The 17,428-nt window shown below is 26.3% G+C and carries 17 protein-coding genes and 2 tRNA genes; 14 read left to right on the top strand and 5 right to left on the bottom strand.

Annotated features, from left to right (window positions below; genetic code table 11):
• Positions 1 to 22 precede the first annotated feature (22 nt).
• From pduL to PWP28_RS06740, 8 genes are all read left to right on the top strand, one after another.
• Entirely contained in the window at positions 23 to 613 is a 591-nt protein-coding gene (gene pduL / locus PWP28_RS06775; RefSeq protein WP_109603756.1) for a phosphate propanoyltransferase, read from the top strand.
• Between the two features lie 94 nt (positions 614 to 707).
• Positions 708 to 784 (top strand) — tRNA-Thr (locus PWP28_RS06770).
• A gap of 3 nt (positions 785 to 787) precedes the next feature.
• Positions 788 to 862 (top strand) — tRNA-Gly (locus tag PWP28_RS06765).
• A gap of 118 nt (positions 863 to 980) precedes the next feature.
• Positions 981 to 1,613 (top strand): sigma-70 family RNA polymerase sigma factor, encoded by a 633-nt coding sequence (locus tag PWP28_RS06760; RefSeq protein ID WP_109603755.1) that lies wholly within the window; start codon positions 981 to 983, stop codon positions 1,611 to 1,613.
• The gene (locus PWP28_RS06755) at positions 1,610 to 2,221 is read left to right on the top strand and encodes a hypothetical protein (protein WP_109603754.1); all 612 of its coding nucleotides are present in this window, start codon (positions 1,610 to 1,612) and stop codon (positions 2,219 to 2,221) included. The genes PWP28_RS06760 and PWP28_RS06755 overlap by 4 nt, the downstream gene beginning before the upstream one ends.
• 65 nt (positions 2,222 to 2,286) lie before the next feature.
• A complete protein-coding gene (gene leuS, locus PWP28_RS06750) occupies positions 2,287 to 4,764 on the top strand; it encodes a leucine--tRNA ligase (protein ID WP_308644451.1) in 2,478 nt (825 codons plus the stop codon).
• 4 nt (positions 4,765 to 4,768) lie between these two features.
• A complete protein-coding gene (locus PWP28_RS06745; protein ID WP_109603752.1) occupies positions 4,769 to 5,410 on the top strand; it encodes a redox-sensing transcriptional repressor Rex in 642 nt (213 codons plus the stop codon).
• Positions 5,411 to 5,467: 57 nt separating this feature from the next.
• Positions 5,468 to 6,034 (top strand): metal-dependent hydrolase, encoded by a 567-nt coding sequence (locus tag PWP28_RS06740; RefSeq protein ID WP_308644450.1) that lies wholly within the window; start codon positions 5,468 to 5,470, stop codon positions 6,032 to 6,034.
• 19 nt (positions 6,035 to 6,053) lie between these two features.
• On the opposite strand, the gene PWP28_RS06735 is transcribed toward PWP28_RS06740, so the two are convergent.
• Genes PWP28_RS06735 through PWP28_RS06715 form a run of 5 tightly spaced genes read right to left on the bottom strand, consistent with a single transcriptional unit; the run spans position 6,054 to position 10,611 of the window.
• On the bottom strand, positions 6,054 to 6,518 hold the full coding sequence (locus tag PWP28_RS06735; protein ID WP_109603750.1) for an ECF transporter S component: 465 nt from the start codon (positions 6,516 to 6,518) through the stop codon (positions 6,054 to 6,056).
• Positions 6,519 to 6,542: 24 nt separating this feature from the next.
• The gene (locus PWP28_RS06730; RefSeq protein WP_308644449.1) at positions 6,543 to 7,217 is read right to left on the bottom strand and encodes a hypothetical protein; all 675 of its coding nucleotides are present in this window, start codon (positions 7,215 to 7,217) and stop codon (positions 6,543 to 6,545) included.
• Complete coding sequence (locus tag PWP28_RS06725) at positions 7,210 to 8,601, bottom strand: M48 family metallopeptidase (protein WP_264149872.1); 1,392 nt, start codon at positions 8,599 to 8,601, stop codon at positions 7,210 to 7,212. Before PWP28_RS06725 ends, PWP28_RS06730 begins: the two co-directional genes overlap by 8 nt.
• Before the next feature lie 7 nt (positions 8,602 to 8,608).
• Positions 8,609 to 9,619 (bottom strand): AI-2E family transporter, encoded by a 1,011-nt coding sequence (locus PWP28_RS06720; RefSeq protein ID WP_308644448.1) that lies wholly within the window; start codon positions 9,617 to 9,619, stop codon positions 8,609 to 8,611.
• Positions 9,620 to 9,630: 11 nt separating this feature from the next.
• Positions 9,631 to 10,611, bottom strand: a complete 981-nt coding sequence (locus PWP28_RS06715; RefSeq protein ID WP_109603746.1) for an asparaginase — start codon at positions 10,609 to 10,611, stop codon at positions 9,631 to 9,633.
• Positions 10,612 to 10,824: 213 nt separating this feature from the next.
• Here PWP28_RS06715 and recJ point away from each other — a divergent pair, with 213 nt between their 5' ends.
• From recJ to flgG, 6 genes are read left to right on the top strand one after another with little or no spacing between them, the layout of a single operon-like run.
• Positions 10,825 to 13,944: a single-stranded-DNA-specific exonuclease RecJ gene (gene recJ / locus PWP28_RS06710; protein WP_308644447.1), complete on the top strand. Its 3,120-nt coding sequence runs from the start codon at positions 10,825 to 10,827 to the stop codon at positions 13,942 to 13,944.
• Position 13,945: 1 nt separating this feature from the next.
• Positions 13,946 to 14,215, top strand: coding sequence for a putative Se/S carrier-like protein (locus tag PWP28_RS06705; protein WP_109603744.1), 270 nt, complete (start codon positions 13,946 to 13,948; stop codon positions 14,213 to 14,215).
• Positions 14,212 to 14,871 carry a RuvX/YqgF family protein gene (locus PWP28_RS06700; protein WP_158274742.1) on the top strand — a complete coding sequence of 220 codons (660 nt, stop codon included), beginning with the start codon at positions 14,212 to 14,214 and terminating at the stop codon, positions 14,869 to 14,871. Before PWP28_RS06705 ends, PWP28_RS06700 begins: the two co-directional genes overlap by 4 nt.
• Positions 14,872 to 14,884: 13 nt before the next feature.
• On the top strand, positions 14,885 to 15,886 hold the full coding sequence (locus PWP28_RS06695) for a rod shape-determining protein (RefSeq protein WP_109603742.1): 1,002 nt from the start codon (positions 14,885 to 14,887) through the stop codon (positions 15,884 to 15,886).
• Positions 15,887 to 15,902: 16 nt separating this feature from the next.
• The gene (locus tag PWP28_RS06690; RefSeq protein ID WP_109603741.1) at positions 15,903 to 16,616 is read left to right on the top strand and encodes a flagellar hook-basal body protein; all 714 of its coding nucleotides are present in this window, start codon (positions 15,903 to 15,905) and stop codon (positions 16,614 to 16,616) included.
• A gap of 15 nt (positions 16,617 to 16,631) precedes the next feature.
• Entirely contained in the window at positions 16,632 to 17,417 is a 786-nt protein-coding gene (gene flgG, locus PWP28_RS06685) for a flagellar basal-body rod protein FlgG (RefSeq protein WP_109603740.1), read from the top strand.
• Positions 17,418 to 17,428 lie beyond the last annotated feature (11 nt).

The raw sequence follows: 17,428 nt of genomic DNA, 5'->3' as shown, positions 1-17,428 counted from the left end.
TTTTTTTACGGAGGTGTAAAAATTGAAATTAAAAGAAAAAGGTATAAAAGTTGGAGTATCAAATAAACATATTCATTTGTCAAGAAAAGACTTAGATATTTTATTTGGTGATGGTTATGAATTAACCCCAATTAAAGACTTAGGTCAACCTGGACAATATGCCGCAGATGAAGTAGTAGATATAGTAGGTCCAAAAGGAACTATTCCAAGAGTGAGAGTTTTAGGACCTGTTAGAAAAGATACTCAATTAGAAGTATCAAAAACAGATGCGTTTAAATTGGGTGTTAATCCTCCAGTAAGAGATTCAGGAGATATTTCTGGATCTGAAGGTATAAAAATAGTAGGACCTAAAGGCGAAGTAGAAATTAAAGAAGGTGTAATATTAGCAAAAAGACATATACATATGCATACTGATGATGCAGCTTTCTATAACTTAAAAGATAAAGATATTGTATCTGTTTTATCAAAAACAGATGGAAGAAATTTAATATTTCAAGATGTTTTAATAAGAGTAAGTGATAAATATGCTTTAGAATTTCATGTCGACACCGATGAAGCAAATGCCGCATTGTTAAGAAATAATGATTTAATATATATTATTGAAGAATTTTAATGTGAGTCGATAGACTCACATTTTAAAATTTTATGATACTTTATTTAAAATCTTGACTAAAGATAAAACTTATAGTATAATATCTTTGGTTTAAGCAGGAGTAGCTACAGTCGGTAGAGCGCCGCCTTGGTAAGGCGGAGGTCGTGAGTTCAAGTCTCATCTCCTGCTCCATATGCGGAAATAGCTCAGCGGTAGAGCACTTGCTTGCCAAGCAAGGGGTCGCGGGTTCAAATCCCGTTTTCCGCTCCATAATCCCCTTTTATAGGGGATTTTTTCTTATATTTATGTTTTAATATTTAATTTTATAATAAAAAAATGATAAAATATTATTAATTTAAATTAAATTATTATTAGGGGCTTGAAAATCATGAATAGAAATATTTATATTCTCAGAAGATTGAATACTAATCGTCTTGTGAAATTATCTCAAGTAGGAGATAAAGAAGCGATGGGGATAATTTTGGAAAAATTCGAACCAATGATTAAATCTGTTGTTTCTAAGTATTATGGCGCATGGGCTGATTTTGAAGATTTTGTACAAATTGGTTTTGTAGGATTAATGCAAGCTGTATTTAATTATGATGAAAATTCAAATTCTAAATTTTCAACTTTTGCTTATTTAAATATATCCTCTGAAGTTAAATCTTTTGTTACTTATTTAAATAGACAAAAAAACAAAGTGCTTACAGAAGCTATAAGCATAGAAAATACTTATGATGATTTTAATGAAGGATTTGAATATTATTTAAAAGATCCAGAGAATCAAACTAAAAATCTCTTATTAAATTATGTAATAGACAGTGCTTTAATAGAATTAAACGAAGATGAAACAGATATAGTAAATTTATGGTTTGATGGTTTTTCTTATAAAGAAATTTCAAAAAAATTAATTGTAAAACAAAAAAAAGTTGATAATACTATACAAAAATTAAAAAAAATTTTGCAAACAAAAAAAGATTTGTATCAAAATTTGATGTTTTTTATTGGAGGTGAAGAATGAAATCAAAAATAATTCTTATTTTTATAAGTGTTTTAGCATTAATCTTGTCTATAATTACGGAAATAAGAATGGTTAATTTTAAAAATTACTCTCAAAAACAAATAAACAGATTATCAAATGAATTAAATCAAAAAAATTCTCAATTAGAAAAAGATATAAATCAAATGAACTCTTATTTTAAACCCAATGGTTTAGTAGAAAAATATATAGTTTCTAATAGTCTTTTAAAAAAACAAATGGATGATTTAGATAAAATATTGACTCAATTGCAATCAGAAGATAGAACTGGATATATTCAAATATATATAATAGGTTCAAAAGATGTTTGGAGTTCTTTCAAAGATAATAATGGAAAATATTTGTTTCAAGGTAATTTAACACCAGGTTTAAACCCTTATAAATTTTATTTTTTTAAATCTCCAAATATAAAAACAGATTATACCTATATAATCCCTTATAATAGCTCATTTAAAAGCGGAGACCCATCAAAAGTATTTTTTTTAATACAAGAACCTGGACAATCAAGACTTTTAAAACATCCAGATATAAATATTCAAAACATATCTAAAGATCTTAACTTATATATACCCACAATAACAGGTAATTAGTAATTGTGAAAAAGTGCTTATATGTGGTATAATTAACAATATAAAAATAAATGGAGGTTATATAAATGGAAAGAGAGTATAATCCTGTTGAATTTGAAAAAAAATGGCAAAAAGTTTGGGAAGAAAAAAAAGCTTTTCAAACTCCTCAGAATTCAGAAAAACCAAAATTCTATAATCTAATAATGTTTCCATATCCCTCAGGAACTCTCCATGTAGGACATGTTAAAAATTATACTATTGGAGATGTTGTAGCAAGATATAGAAAAATGACAGGTTATAATGTTTTACATCCATTTGGATATGATTCTTTTGGTTTACCTGCTGAAAATGCGGCAATAAAACAAGGTAACATACATCCGGAAAAATGGACTTTAAAAAATATAGATATAATAAGAAATCAAATAAAAAAAATGGGTATTTCTTATGATTGGAGTAGAGAAATAATGACTTCTTCAGAAGAATACTATAAATGGACTCAATGGATATTTATAAAAATGTATGAAAAAGGACTTGTTTATAAGAAAAAAGCAGCAGTTAATTGGTGTGATGATTGTAAAACAGTTCTTGCAAATGAACAAGTTGTAAATGGCTCTTGTGAAAGATGTGGTCATGAAGTTGAAATAAAACATTTAGAACAATGGTATTTCAAAATAACTGATTATGCAGAAAGACTTTTAAATGATATAGACAAACTTGATGAATGGCCTGAAAATGTTAAAATAATGCAAAAAAATTGGATAGGTAAAAGTGTTGGTGCTGAAGTTGAATTTAAAATTGATGGTAAAGATGAAACTATAAATGTTTTTACTACAAGACCTGATACATTATGGGGAGTAACTTTTATGGCTTTAGCTCCAGAATCTCCATTAGTTGACATTTTGACTACTGATGAAAATAAAAAAGATGTATCTGATTTTCTAAAAAAGGTTGGATTAGAAGATAGATTTAAAAGAACAGCAGAAGGAGCAAAGAAAGATGGGGCTTTCACTGGAAGTTATGCTATTAATCCTGTAAACAATGAAAAGATCCCAATATATGTTGCAAATTATATTCTTTATGAATATGGAACTGGTGCTATCATGGCTGTTCCAGCTCATGATCAAAGAGATTATGAATTTGCAAAGGTTTTCGATTTAAATATCAGACAAGTAATAGATGGTGAAAATGCTGATATATCTGAAAAAGCTTTTACAGAAGACGGAGTTATGATAAATTCAGAAAATTTTAATGGTAAGAAAAATAGAATAGCTTTAAAAGAAATTTTAAATTGGCTTGAAGAAGAAAAAATTGGAAAACAAAAAACACAATATAAATTAAGAGATTGGTTAATATCAAGGCAAAGATATTGGGGCGCACCTATTCCTATAATTTATTGTGATAAATGTGGTACAGTTCCTGTACCAGAAAAAGATCTACCAGTAAAATTACCAAGAGATGTAAAATTCGAAACAACTGGAAAGAGCCCTCTTGTTGATAATAACGATTTCAAAGAAACTAAATGTCCAATATGTGGTGGAACAGCACATAGAGAAGTTGATACTATGGATACCTTTGTTGATTCATCATGGTATTATTTGAGATATGTAAACCCACATAAAAATGATATAATATTTGACTCAGAAGATGTAAACAATTGGTTACCTGTAGATCAATATATAGGCGGAGTAGAACATGCTATACTTCATCTTTTATATTCAAGATTTATAACCAAAGTACTTCATGATATGAATTTAATAAATTTTGAAGAACCTTTTAAAAATCTTTATACTCAAGGAATGATCTATAAAGATGGAGCTAAAATGTCTAAATCAAAAGGAAATGTAGTATCTCCAGAAGATATTATAAATAAGTTTGGAACTGATTCGTTGAGAACTTATATATTATTTATGGGACCACCAGAAAAAGATACGGAATGGAATGATTCTGGTGTGGAAGGTGTTTATAGATTTTTAAATAAAGTTTGGAACTCATATATGAAATTTATTGATGAAGTAAAAGATATAAAATTTGATAAATCTAAATTAAATTTAAAAAACAAAGAAGAAAAAGCATTGAGAAGAAAATTACATCAAATAATTAAAAAAGCCACTAACGATATAGAAGGTAATTTTCAATTTAATACCGCTATAAGTGCTATGATGGAACTTTCTAATGAATTAAATAATTATTTAAAAAACAGTGAAAATAATTTAAATTACATGCTTTTAAGAGAAATTGCTGATAATTTTGCTTTGATGTTATCACCAATTGCACCTCATATATCTGAAGAGTTATGGCATCTTTTAAATCATGAATCATTAGTAATTGATTCTAATTGGCCAACTGTAGACGAAGAAGCATTGAAAGTAGATGAATTAACAATAGTTATTCAAGTAAATGGTAAATTAAGATCTCAATTAAATGTATCAGTAGAAGAAGATTCTGAAATAATTAAAAAATTAGCTTTAGAAGATGAAAAAATATTAAAACATATAGAAGGTAAAAGTATTGTAAAAGTCATATATGTACCGAAAAAATTAGTTAATATTGTTGTGAAGGGGTGAGAAAATGAGAGCTCCTAAAATACCAAAACCAACGGTAAGGAGACTGGCAATCTATTATAGATGTCTTAATAAATTGAAAGAAAATGGTATCGAAAAAACCTCTTCCAAAGAAATGGCCGATTTATTGGGAATAAAGGCTTCTCAAGTTAGGAAAGATCTATCTTATTTCGGTGAATTTGGAAAAAGAGGAGTAGGTTATAATGTTGACAAACTTTCTTTTAAATTAAAAGAAATCCTTGGATTGAAGAAAAACTGGAATGTTGCAATAGTTGGTGCAGGTAATCTTGGTTATGCTATAGCTAATTATTCAGGTTTAGAAAAAAATGGGTTCAAAGTTGTTACCGCTTTTGATAATGATGAAAAAAAGATTGGTAATATGATAGTCCCTGGTGTAAAAATAGAAAGAATACAGGATATCGAAAAAATAATAAAAACATATAATGTGGAAATAGCAGTTCTTTCCGTTCCTGTAAATGCAGCTCAAGAAGTTGTAGATATACTTCTTGAAGCAGGAATTAAAGGTATTCTAAATTTCACTCCTACATCTTTATCTGTTCCAGAAAATATATCTGTAGAAGATGTAGACTTTGTAATATCTTTAAAATCATTAACCTTTGAAATAGCTTCGGCCGAAAATGAATTATAACATTAGTGGGGAAAATCCCCACTTTCTTTTACAAAAAATATATAATAAGGTGATTAAATGCCAAATTTTAGAACTCATATAATCTCAGGAATAATAGGATTTCCTATTTTTTTCTTTGTATTCAATATAATAAGTTATTTATTTACTAAAAATTTTTATTCTTTTTCAGCTTCTGAAATAACAATATCTTATGCTCTTTTTATACTTGGGAGTGATTTCCCAGATGTAGATCATCAAAAATCTTTAATAAATAGATTTTTCAGAATATTATTAATACTTGTTTCTGTATATTATTTTTTTGAATATGACTATATTTTTAAGCATTATATCCCATTTAAAGGACCTTTTTATTATCTTTTGATAATTTTTGTAGGAATATCTGTTGGAACTTTGTTTGGCATAATTTTCAATAATACTACTAAACATAGAGGTGCATGGCATTCTATTTTAACAGCTGTTCTATTATCTGTAATACTATTTTTACTAAATACTAAATATTACATATTAATAAAAATTTTTTATAGTTTTAGTTTATTCATAGGTTATATAACTCATTTATCTTTAGATACAATAAACACAAATCTTAAAAAAAAGAAAAGAATCAAAATAAAAAATAAAAAATAAAAAACTTCGATGAAGTTTTTTATTTTTTTATTATATTATATTTTTTTAGCATTGAGTATATAATAACTGCTAATAAAATATTCACAATACTTGCTACTATCAACATAGGCATTATTCCCAAAACCCCTTTAAAAGTAATAATTTTTACAACTATAAAAGGAGATACAATACCATTTAAAATTACACCTATTAAAATAGATATAATCTTATTTTTTTGATATAATTTACCAAAAATATAAGTTATCGCAAACATTGCTAAAGCAAGAGGTATATGATAAAGTTGAAAATAAAAACCAGAATTCCATGATGTAAAAAAATGTCCCAGTAAAGATGCAATTCCTCCGTATAAAGGATTTATAATACTCAACAAAAATCCTGGCATAGAATCAAGTGCTATACTTCCAACTGGTGATGGAAATTTTAAAAATGATAATATAAAAGCTAAAGCAGTAAAAATACCTATTAATGAAATTTTTTTTGACATGTTTAAACTCCTTTGAATATTTATTTAATCCCAATTTTTTTTATCTAATGTTTTACCTGTAATCTTTTCAAAATTTTCCACAGCTAAAGGTTTTTGAAGATATAAAGGTTTTAGATTGTTAATATCAACACTTTTAGAGATTTTTTCTATATCAATAAAAACATCCCTATCAAAAAATATTTCTCTATGATCATTTTTTAAATCATATTTATTCTTAAAATACAAAGCCTCTTCACCTAAAAGAGTATATCCATTCAAATAACTTTTAAAATCTGAAAAATTAACCATTTCAGGTTCATTTATACGCATTTCATTTTCATATAAAGCTATATAAGCAGCATCTTCTCTCGCCCTTTTCAATACAGCTCTTTTAACAACTTTTTTATCTTTTAAACAGAGATTAACAATATCAGTAAAATAAAATTTTCTAATTGAAAAATCTTCAAAAGGCATTAATAAACCTTGCAAGGTAACGATTGATATTCTAATCCCTGTAAAAGAACCAGGACCTATATCTATAAAATAATTTTTTATATCTTTTAATTTGAGTTTATTTTCTTTTAAAAGTTGATCTATTTTTATTATTATTTGAGATCCAGAATTTCTACCAGTTGCTGTTTTTATCAAAATATTATTTTCATTTTTGAGACCAATATAAACTTCTTTCGAAGATGATGATATTATCAAAGAATTATTCATTAAAATCTCCTCTTTCTTTAATTTTCATAGCATGTTTATAAGTACTTATAGATTCATTATATTTATCCATTTTTTCATAAACTTTAGCAAGAAATATATAATATTTAAAATTGTTTGGCTCTTTTAAAAGAAGTTTATTAATTATCCTAAAAGAGAAAATGGGTAATCCCATTTTAACAAAGAATTCTGCTATACGTATATTTGGAAATACCTCTATTATCATTACAAAAAGTATAAAAATAATTAATATTGGAATTATTATGAATAAATAATTATATTTTTTATCTTTGTCTGATGATTCATTTTTATTTTGTTCTAAATTTTTTATCGTCTCAGTGCTAGAATTTGTTTTTTTATCAATATCTAAAATTTTCATTTTATTTATACTTTCAATTTGATCATATAAAATATCTATTTCTTTATTTATTTCAGCATTTATATTCAATTTATCTCTTGAAAAATCTAATACCATTTTTTCTTTTAAATTTCCAACTTTTATATTTAAAGTTTTTAATAAACTTAAAATTAAATCATCTATCAAATCGTGTTTTATACTCAAACCTTGAGACTTATATATATAACTCAAAGAATCTTCTATAAAATCATTTAAATCTGTTTTCTCTACAAAATAAACACTGTTATTTAAAGATGTAAGTTTTTGTTTTATATCAAAATAAGAATTTAAGAGTATATAAGTTTCAAGATTTTTTTCATTTATAGAATTAATATCTTTCATAAATCCCAATAATTTATATGCCCCTATATAATCCTTTTCTTCAATAGAAAAAGATTCATTTGAAATTATATCATCAATTTTTTTCAAATACACAACAGGAACATACTTTACTATGAATGCTTTTTGACTTTCATCTAAAAATGTAGAATTATTTATAGATTTTTTTATTAAATAATTAATATATATATCATACTGGGTTATATTTATTCTTTTTTCAAATTTTTCAATTCTATATAGATATTTGACATAATTTTTAGATTCATCTGGATTTATCAAATAATCTTCAACCCTTTCAACCATGTTTGGAAAAACTATTATTAATTTTTCAATATCATCTTCAGAAAAATTGAAATTTGGAGGTATTAAACTCAAATTAGTTGCAAATGCTCTAAAATCTTCTGTAATTATACTTTTAACAAAATTATATTTTGAATATTTTTCATATAAAAAACGTTTTGCAGATATTATTCTTCCTGCATTTTCTATTTCTTCACTATATCCAAACTCACTTAAATATTTTAAAAATTCATCCCATGAAAGTTCTAAAGTATTTTCATTCTTAGATAAATTTAGTATATCTTCTACACTAATAGCAAAAGAAGTTAAAAATGATAGCAAAATCATTAATATTATTATATATCTTTTCAAAAATATTTCAGCTCCTTTCAAAAGTAGGAGATATAAAATGTTTCCAAAAAACTTTAATCGATATTCCTATTGGAACAGCTATTATAGGACCTACAAATCCAAATATATATCCAAATATCAAAATTGAAATTATTACTGCCACTGGATTTATTCTGGCACTACCTTTCATGACATACAAGAAGAATATAAAAGCAGATGTATGTAATATGATCATTATTAAAAGCAATATTAGCATTTTAGTCAATCCACTTGATATACCAACTAATATTAAAGGAATAAACTCAAAAATAACTCCAACGATGGGAATAAAATTTGTTAATGCCGCCCAAAAACTCATCAATAAAGAATATTTAACTCCTAATATATTCATTATTATAAAAGCTCCAATCCCAACAAAAAGAGCCGCAAATAAAGTAGAGATAACAAAACTTTTTAAGTTAACATATAAATCTTTTAGAAATGATATAGATGTGTTTCTTATAGATTTAGGAAATAAATTTCCTGCTTTTAATTTAAAAGAATCAAAGTAAAAACTTCCATATATAGTTATTAAAACTAAGTAAAAGATAAAAGAACCTATTTTCCCACCTAAATTCGGCATTTGTATTAAAGCATCGTTTATGAAGGATATTATTTTAGGTCTCAAAGTTATCAAAAATTCAGTTACATTTTTTTCTATATCATCAAATTTTTCTGGGAATAATTCTCTCCATTCTTGCTTTTCAAAGATTCCATTTAAAAAATTTATAAAATTAGAAACCTCACCAATCACGGTAGGTATTAAAAAAACCAATAAAAATATAAGACTTATAAATATTATTAATATAGATATTAAAATTGCAAATTTTTTAGGCATTTTTAAAAATTTTATAAAAAATTTAGAAAATAATTCTACAACAAATATAACCCCAAGAGAAAAAACCAGAATAGAAAAAACCTGCATAGAAAGCGCTGCTATAGAAAAAAATATTATTAAATATATTGAATTAAATATAGCCGCTTTTTGGTTTTTAGTCACAAAATTCCACCTCATTTATTTTGATATTCAAAATAAGATCTTATAATCTCCATATCATTAGTTTTTCCAAGAACTACCATCAATTTTATTCTTGCTTTAGGACCAGAAACTTCTTGACCCATTATAATTCCTCTATTTTTGAGGTCTGCTCCTCCTCCCTTATATCCATACACTCCAAGAACTCTACCTTTAAAGCATCTCGATACTAATACCACTGGTATTTTTTTATTTATTAATTCTTCAATAGCATCAGCTACGGGTTCTGGAACATTTCCTCTTCCAAATCCCTCGATAACAACACCTTTATATCCAAGATCTGGAAGTTCTTTTATTATTCTTCCATCATCTCCAGTATAAGTTTTTATTAAAGCCACTTTATCTTCTATTTTATCGGTATTTATATGCATTCTTAATAAAGATCTTCTAAAAAAAATAACAGTATCTTCATCAACCATACCAAGTGGACCATATCCAAGTGAATCAAAAGTCGCTACATTACTTGTATAAGTTTTTGTAACTTCTCTCGCAGCATGTATCTCATCATTTAAACAAACTAAAACTCCTTCTTCTATTGAATGTAATGCACAAGCTACTCTTACTGAAGCTATTAAATTTCTTGGTCCATCTGTAGCTGGTTCATTCCAATCTCTCATCGCAGCTGTCATAACTACAGGTTTTACAGTATCAAGCAATAAATCTAAAAAATATGCCGTTTCTTCAAGTGTATCTGTTCCATGGGTTATAACTATACCATCTATATCTTTCCTATTCAATATTTTTCTCACAAATTTAGAAAGATCAAACATTTTATCAGGAGTCATGTGTGGACTTGGTATATTTGAAAATTCAAAAAGTTCTGTTTCTGCCATATCTCTCAAATAAGGAATATCATTCAAAGATTTGTTTAGTTCATCAGATGGAATAACTCCGAGAATTGGATCATGTCTCATTGCAATAGTTCCACCAGTAGTTATTATAGCTATTTTTTTCATTATTTAAGAACCCCCAAGCTTATTAATTTTTTCATTTAAATTATACCATGTATATTTAACACTTTAAATCATAACTATAATAAAAAAACAAAAAATAATGAATTAACAGTATTTTAAATTTGTCCTACATCATTTCTTATTGTTATTTACAGATAATTTTTGTATAATATAAGAAAAGAAGAAATAAAAATAAATAAGAAAGGGGAACAAAAAATGAATAATAATTGGAGAGTCTTTTGGGACCCCAATGACCCTGACTATGAGGCAAATATAAAAATTGCCCGTGGTCTTTCTAATGATATAGGAATTTCTGAATTCCTTGGAAAACTTCTAGTAAGTAGGGGTCTAAAAGATAAAAATGAAGCTGTTGAATTTTTAAATCCCTCTAAAAATCAAGTAATAGATCCTTTTTACTTAAAAGATATGGATAAAGCTGTATTTTTACTCAAAGAAATAAAACAAAAAGAAGAAAAAATCGTCGTATTTGGAGATTATGATGTTGATGGAGTAACTGCAGCTGCAACATTATATATGGGTTTGAAAGATCTTGGTTTTAATGTTGATGCTTATATTCCTTCGAGAATGGATGAAGGTTATAGTCTGAATATGGATGCAATATCTGATTTTAATAAAAATGGATTCAAAAACATAATAACCGTAGATTGTGGAATAACTTCAATTGAAGAAATAAGCTTTGCAAAAAAACTTGGGATGAAAGTAATAGTAACAGATCATCATGAACAGCAAGAAAACCTTCCACCAGCTGATGCCGTTGTAAACCCAAAGAGAAAAGATAATAATTATCCTTTTAAGGGACTTGCTGGAGTTGGAGTTGCTTTTAAAGTTTTATTGGCTTTATCTAAAGAAATAAATCCTTCTTTTGATCCATATAATTATATAGACTTAGTAGCTATAGGAACTATTGCTGACATAGTACCTCTTTTATCAGAAAACAGATATTTTGTAAAAAGAGGTTTAGATAAAATAAGAAAAAATCCTTTAAAAGGAGTAGAAGCTCTTCTAAAAGAATTGAAAATAGTTCCTTCAGAAATAAAATCACATATAATAGCTTATAAAGTTGCACCTAAAATTAATGCTGCCGGAAGAATGGCCGATGCTTTTACAGCGTTTAAACTTTTGACATCAAAAAATGATTCAGAAATACAAAAAAATGTAAGTGCTTTAATAAAACTCAACAGCAAAAGACAAGCAAAAGAAAAAGAAATTTACCTCTTTGCTTTAAGTCAAATGGATGTAAACCCAGAATATAAAAAAGATAAAGTAATAGTATTGAGTGGAGATAACTGGCATCTTGGTGTTCTTGGCATAGTTGCTTCAAAACTTTCTTCTCAATTCAATAAACCCGTACTGATGATTTCAAAAGAAGAAACTTTTGGAAAGGGTTCGGCAAGAAGTCCTCAAGGAATTAACTTAATGGATTTGTTTAAAAATTCTTCTAAAGAAGATTTATTTCAAGAATTTGGAGGCCATGAATTAGCAGCTGGATTTTCCGTCCCAAATGATAATTTGGATTTATTAAGAACTAAGGTGAATGAATCATATTTTGATTTATATGGAGAGAAAAAGCCTATTTCAGAAGTTTCAATAGATATGGAAATAGAAAAAATTTGGCCTACATTCTTCGATGAAATAGAAAAATTAGAACCATATGGTTATAAAAATCCGGAGCCTGTATTCTTAATGAAAAATGTTAAAGCGGAAAACATGAAATTCTTTGGTAATGCAGTAGAAAGTTTTGCAGGTAAAATAAGAAATAAAAAAGATTTAATAATGGACATAATTGGATATGGATTAGCTCCAAATTTAAAAGAAGCGAGATATAATAATCCAACAAGCATATATTTAGATATAGTTGGTAATTTTAGACAAGAAAATTCATATAATTTAAAACATAAATTTTTAAAATTTTATTTGAAAGATTTAAATTTAAAAAGCAATGAGCAGTTAAATAAAGATATAAGTTCTTTAGACATAAATAGCATCTTAAAAGAAGAAACTTATAAAGTATCAAAAATAGATGTTATAAAAGATAATATTTCAGAAAACAAAATTGCCATGTTTTTGCCAAGTAGAATTAAATATGCCGCAATGTTAAAAAAAATATTTGATTCTATTAACAATAATAAAAAAGTTGTTATAATAGGTGCTTCTAATATAGTTTTAAAACATACTTATAATATAATTTCATCTTATATATCTTCATCTAATATGTATTTTAATAAAAAATCAAGAATAAATAATAAAACTATATTAAATCAAAAAATTATATTTATAACAGTACCAGCATTTTTTCATAATTTAAAAATGTTTAGTTCTGATATATTTGAAATTATAATTGATGAACCATTTTATTCTATGGCACATCCAGCTATAAAAAACATAAAAGAATATACAGAATTCAGAAAATATATAATTTTCAAAAAAAATAATATATCTTCTTTTGGAACATTATTTCATACAAGCTTAAAAGAATATTTTAAAAGAGCTGGATTTAAAGTTTTGGTATCAAATGTAAGCCCATCAAACTATGAAATTATAAGAGAAAAGAAAAAATTATCTGAAATATTAAATGATTATATAAATGAAAATATAAATAAAGTAATAATGCTAAATGATGAAACAAAACAAACAAAACTTTCTAAAATAATATCAGATCAATTCAATATTTTAGAAGACTCTATAAAAGTTTTTAACAATTCGATGGAATTTACATATAAATTATTAGTAAAAGAAAATTTCAAAAAAAATAATTCAAACATACTAATATCTTCATATTCAAATAATGGATTATCGATGGAATTAAAAGGCAAGAATCCTATATTTATAATATTAGATGTTCCAAAAACAAGACTTGAATTAATAGATATCGTAGCTTCTTGGTCATCAAAAAAAGGAGTTATAAAGTTTGTTCTTGCTTATGATGAAAAGTTTAGAGCAAGATTATCATATGATTTTGCACGTATGTATCCATCGAGTAATGTATTAAAACAAACATATGATTTTATAAAAAATAATCCTTCACAAAAAGAAAATGAAATAATAAATAAAATGTTTAAAGGTGATATTGAATTTGGTAAAGTTGTCTTAGATGAATTAACTGATACAGGATTAATTATTAACTTATCAAACAAATATGAAATTTTTGAAGATTTTAACTTAAAATTACTTCATAACTCAGTGAAAAATAAAGAAAGTATATTAGATGGTTGGCTTATAAAAGATAGTATACATTTTTTTGAAGATATTGATAGTAAAAAATTTATGGAACTTTTCAAAACAAATATAACAGATTTTAAGTTTAAAGGAGTTTAAAATGACAGAATTAAGAACTACTCTCGATATAAATATGGTGATTTTAATAAAAAATTATGAAATAATTTATGTCAAGGATCTTTTAAAAAATAATAATATATTTTCTAAAATATTTCCTGCTCCAAAAACAGTTCTTGAAGTTTGTGCACCAGTTTTAACCGCAAGCAGTAAAGATGAAAAAATAATAAAAAATATTTTGGAAGAAAATGGTATTATATTTGAAATTAAAAAACTAAATAAAGATATTATATGGGAGCTATTAAAAAGATGAAAATTTATGGAATAGATCATGGAGACAAAAGATGTGGTATATCAAGCGCAAATGAAATTTTAAGAATATCAGTTCCTAAAGATACTGTAGAAAAAGAAAATTTATTAAATTATTTACAAAATGAAAAAATAAACTCTTCAGATACTTTAGTTTTTGGTATGCCTTTATCTATGTCTGGTAGATACTCTACCCAAACGTACAATGTTATAAATGAAGCTTTAAAAATCAAAGATATCTTAAAATGTAAAGTCTTCTTAGTAGATGAAAGACTTACATCAAAGATATTATTTAATCAAGTAAAAGGAAAAGTGAATAGTAAAAAAGTAAAAAATAAAAAAGATCAAAATTCAAGTTCTTTAATTCTTTCAACTTATTTATCTAATCCAAATTCAGGAATAGAATTAATAAATAAAGAAGTATATAAAATAGAACTCAAAGATCAGAACATATTGATATATGATATTGCAATCGAAAATTTATCAACTGAATGCGATCTTTTCATAAATGATCCTTGGATATTTTGGTATTATTTCAATAAAGGGTTTAAAAGCACAAATAAATTAGAAGATATAAAGGTTGAATACAATACAATAGTAAAAAACTCAAATATAGAATTGCTTAATGAATTAAAAGCTAAGTCTATAATTAATTTATAATGGAGGTAACAAAATGGCTAAACATGATCTTGGAATAGACCTTGGAACTGCTACTTTTGTTGTTTATCAAAGAGGAGTAGGAATAATAATAGAAGAACCATCTGTTGTTGCTATAGATGCAAAAAAGAAAAAAATAATAGCTATAGGTACTCAAGCTAAGGAAATGATAGGAAAAACCCCAGAACAAATAAAGATTATAAGACCTGTTCAAGATGGAGTAATAACAAATCCTGAAGTTATAGAAGAAGTTTTGAGATATTTTTTAAAAAATGCGAAAAAAGGGTTATCATTTTCAAAACCAAAATTGATAATTGGTATACCAGCATTAACTACTGATGTTGAAAGAAGAGCCGTAAAAGAAGCTGCTGAAAGAGTTGGAGCTTCTCAAGTATTTTTAGTTTCTGAACCTTTAGCAGCTGCAATAGGAAGTGAAATAGATATAACAAAACCTAATGGACATATGGTAATAGACATAGGCGGAGGCACAACGGATATTGCAGTAATTAGTTTAGGCGGAACAGTGGAAAGTGAATCGATAAAAGTAGCCGGAGAAGCGATGGATGATGAAATAGTTAAATATATCAAAAAAAGTTATAGATTTTCTATAGGAACTTCTACTGCCGAAAGAATAAAAAAAGAAATAGCAAAAGCTTATAAAGATGAAGAAACAATAGAAATAGAAGTTAAAGGGCAGGATATAAAAACTGGTCTTCCTTCATCTATAAAAATAAATTCAGATGATATTTTTGAAGCTATAAAACCTGTTTTAAATGAAATAATAATAAAAGCAAAAAATGTTTTAGAAAAAACCCCCCCTGAACTTGCAGCTGATGTAATGAACAATGGCATAATATTAGTTGGTGGAGTTTCAAGAATACGTGGACTTGATAAATTACTCAAAGAAAAGACCGGCGTTAACACAATAGTTACAGAAGATCCTCACTTAACTTGTGCAAAAGGTACAGGAATTTTATTAGAAGATATAGAACTATTAAGTAGTGTCCATGTAGAATAAACTGAGGAGGATTTTTATGAGGGGAATTTATAATTCAGCAATGGGTATGTTAAACTCTTTTGCCGAAGTAAATAAAATATCCAATAATCTTGCCAATGCTAATACAACTGGTTATAAAAAAGATATAAATACTTTCAAAAGTATTCTTGAAAAAGAAATACATGCTTATTCAAAAGAAAATAAAAAAGGCGAATTAATTGGAAACGTCTATTCAGGAGTTGTTTTAGACAAAGTTTATCCAATAATAACTCAAGGTGTTTTAGAAGAAACATCAAATAATCTTGATTTTGCAATTGAAGGTAATGGTTTTTTCAAAGTACTTTCTGGTGATAATTATTTTTATACCAGAAATGGAGAATTTAAAGTAAACAATGATGGCTTTCTTGTAAATAATTCTGGAGATTATATTTTAGATGAATTCAATCAACCTATAATTATTCAAGATTCATTTCAAGTAGATGAAAATGGAAATATACAAGAAAACAATGTTGCTTTTTATAATACTGAATTAGAAAATATTTACAAAGTTGGAAATAATTATTTTTCAGGCGATGAAATTAACTTACAAAGTTCCAAAATAAAACAAGGGTTTATAGAAAAATCTAATGTTAATACTCTTGAAGAAATGGTAAATTTAATAAATGCAAATAGACAATTTGATATACTTCAAAGAGCAGTAACTACCAATGATTCATTGAATACAAAATTAATAGAAATCTCATCAAGATAATGAGGGGGTCATGAGATGCTAGTATCTTTATACAGTGCTGCAACTGGAATGAATGCAGAACAAAGAAAATTAGACATAATTTCAAATAACTTATCAAATGTTGAAACAACTGGTTTTAAAAGACAAAGAGCTGAATTTCAGGACTTATTGTATCAAGCTGTAAGAGAAGCAGGAACTCCTACAGCTCAAGATTCTTCATTACCAACCGGTCTATATGTTGGTCATGGAACAACTTTATCTGCAACAAATAGAATATTTTCTATTGGAAATCCTGAAGAAACAGGTGGATCTACAGATATAGCTATAATGGGGGATGGATTTTTACAAGTTCAACTTCAAGATGGAAGAATAGCTTATACAAGAGATGGTTCTTTAAAAAGAGATGGTGAAGGAAGATTAACAACATCTAATGGCCTTTTAGTAGTTCCAAATATAGTTATACCTGCAAATTCTCAAGAAATTTCTATTTCTCCTGATGGTATAGTAAGTGTTAAATTTGCAGATGATACAATACAAAATCTTGGTAATATGACACTTGTAAGATTTGTTAATCCAGCTGGATTAAAACCTATTGGAAATAATCTATATACACAAACTCCAGCATCTGGTGATCCAGTTGAAGGAATTCCTAATCAAGACGGATTTGGACCATTACAACAAGGTTATCTTGAAAAATCAAATGTAGATGTTGTAAAAGAAATGGTTAACATGATAGTAGCTCAAAGAGCTTATGACATAAATTCAAAAACAATAACAACCTCAGATGAGATGTTAAGAACTGTATCAAATCTTAAAAGATAATAGGATTTTTT

It is taken from the genome of Oceanotoga sp. (assembly GCF_030445905.1).
Lineage (GTDB): Bacteria > Thermotogota > Thermotogae > Petrotogales > Petrotogaceae > Oceanotoga > Oceanotoga teriensis.
Note: the sequence above shows the minus strand (reverse complement) of the source record. Positions and strands in the feature narration are given on the sequence as shown.

Bases quoted from the DNA above. Each gene is read 5' to 3' on its own strand.
- PWP28_RS06690 (WP_109603741.1), top strand. From the start codon at position 15,903: ATGAGGGGAATTTATAATTCAGCAATGGGTATGTTAAACTCTTTTGCC.
- PWP28_RS06740 (WP_308644450.1), top strand. From the start codon at position 5,468: ATGCCAAATTTTAGAACTCATATAATCTCAGGAATAATAGGATTTCCT.
- PWP28_RS06730 (WP_308644449.1), bottom strand. From the start codon at position 7,217: ATGAATAATTCTTTGATAATATCATCATCTTCGAAAGAAGTTTATATT.
- PWP28_RS06705 (WP_109603744.1), top strand. From the start codon at position 13,946: ATGACAGAATTAAGAACTACTCTCGATATAAATATGGTGATTTTAATA.
- PWP28_RS06760 (WP_109603755.1), top strand. From the start codon at position 981: ATGAATAGAAATATTTATATTCTCAGAAGATTGAATACTAATCGTCTT.
- PWP28_RS06695 (WP_109603742.1), top strand. From the start codon at position 14,885: ATGGCTAAACATGATCTTGGAATAGACCTTGGAACTGCTACTTTTGTT.
- PWP28_RS06745 (WP_109603752.1), top strand. From the start codon at position 4,769: ATGAGAGCTCCTAAAATACCAAAACCAACGGTAAGGAGACTGGCAATC.
- PWP28_RS06715 (WP_109603746.1), bottom strand. From the start codon at position 10,611: ATGAAAAAAATAGCTATAATAACTACTGGTGGAACTATTGCAATGAGA.
- flgG (WP_109603740.1), top strand. From the start codon at position 16,632: ATGCTAGTATCTTTATACAGTGCTGCAACTGGAATGAATGCAGAACAA.
- PWP28_RS06700 (WP_158274742.1), top strand. From the start codon at position 14,212: ATGAAAATTTATGGAATAGATCATGGAGACAAAAGATGTGGTATATCA.
- PWP28_RS06755 (WP_109603754.1), top strand. From the start codon at position 1,610: ATGAAATCAAAAATAATTCTTATTTTTATAAGTGTTTTAGCATTAATC.
- PWP28_RS06735 (WP_109603750.1), bottom strand. From the start codon at position 6,518: ATGTCAAAAAAAATTTCATTAATAGGTATTTTTACTGCTTTAGCTTTT.
- leuS (WP_308644451.1), top strand. From the start codon at position 2,287: ATGGAAAGAGAGTATAATCCTGTTGAATTTGAAAAAAAATGGCAAAAA.
- recJ (WP_308644447.1), top strand. From the start codon at position 10,825: ATGAATAATAATTGGAGAGTCTTTTGGGACCCCAATGACCCTGACTAT.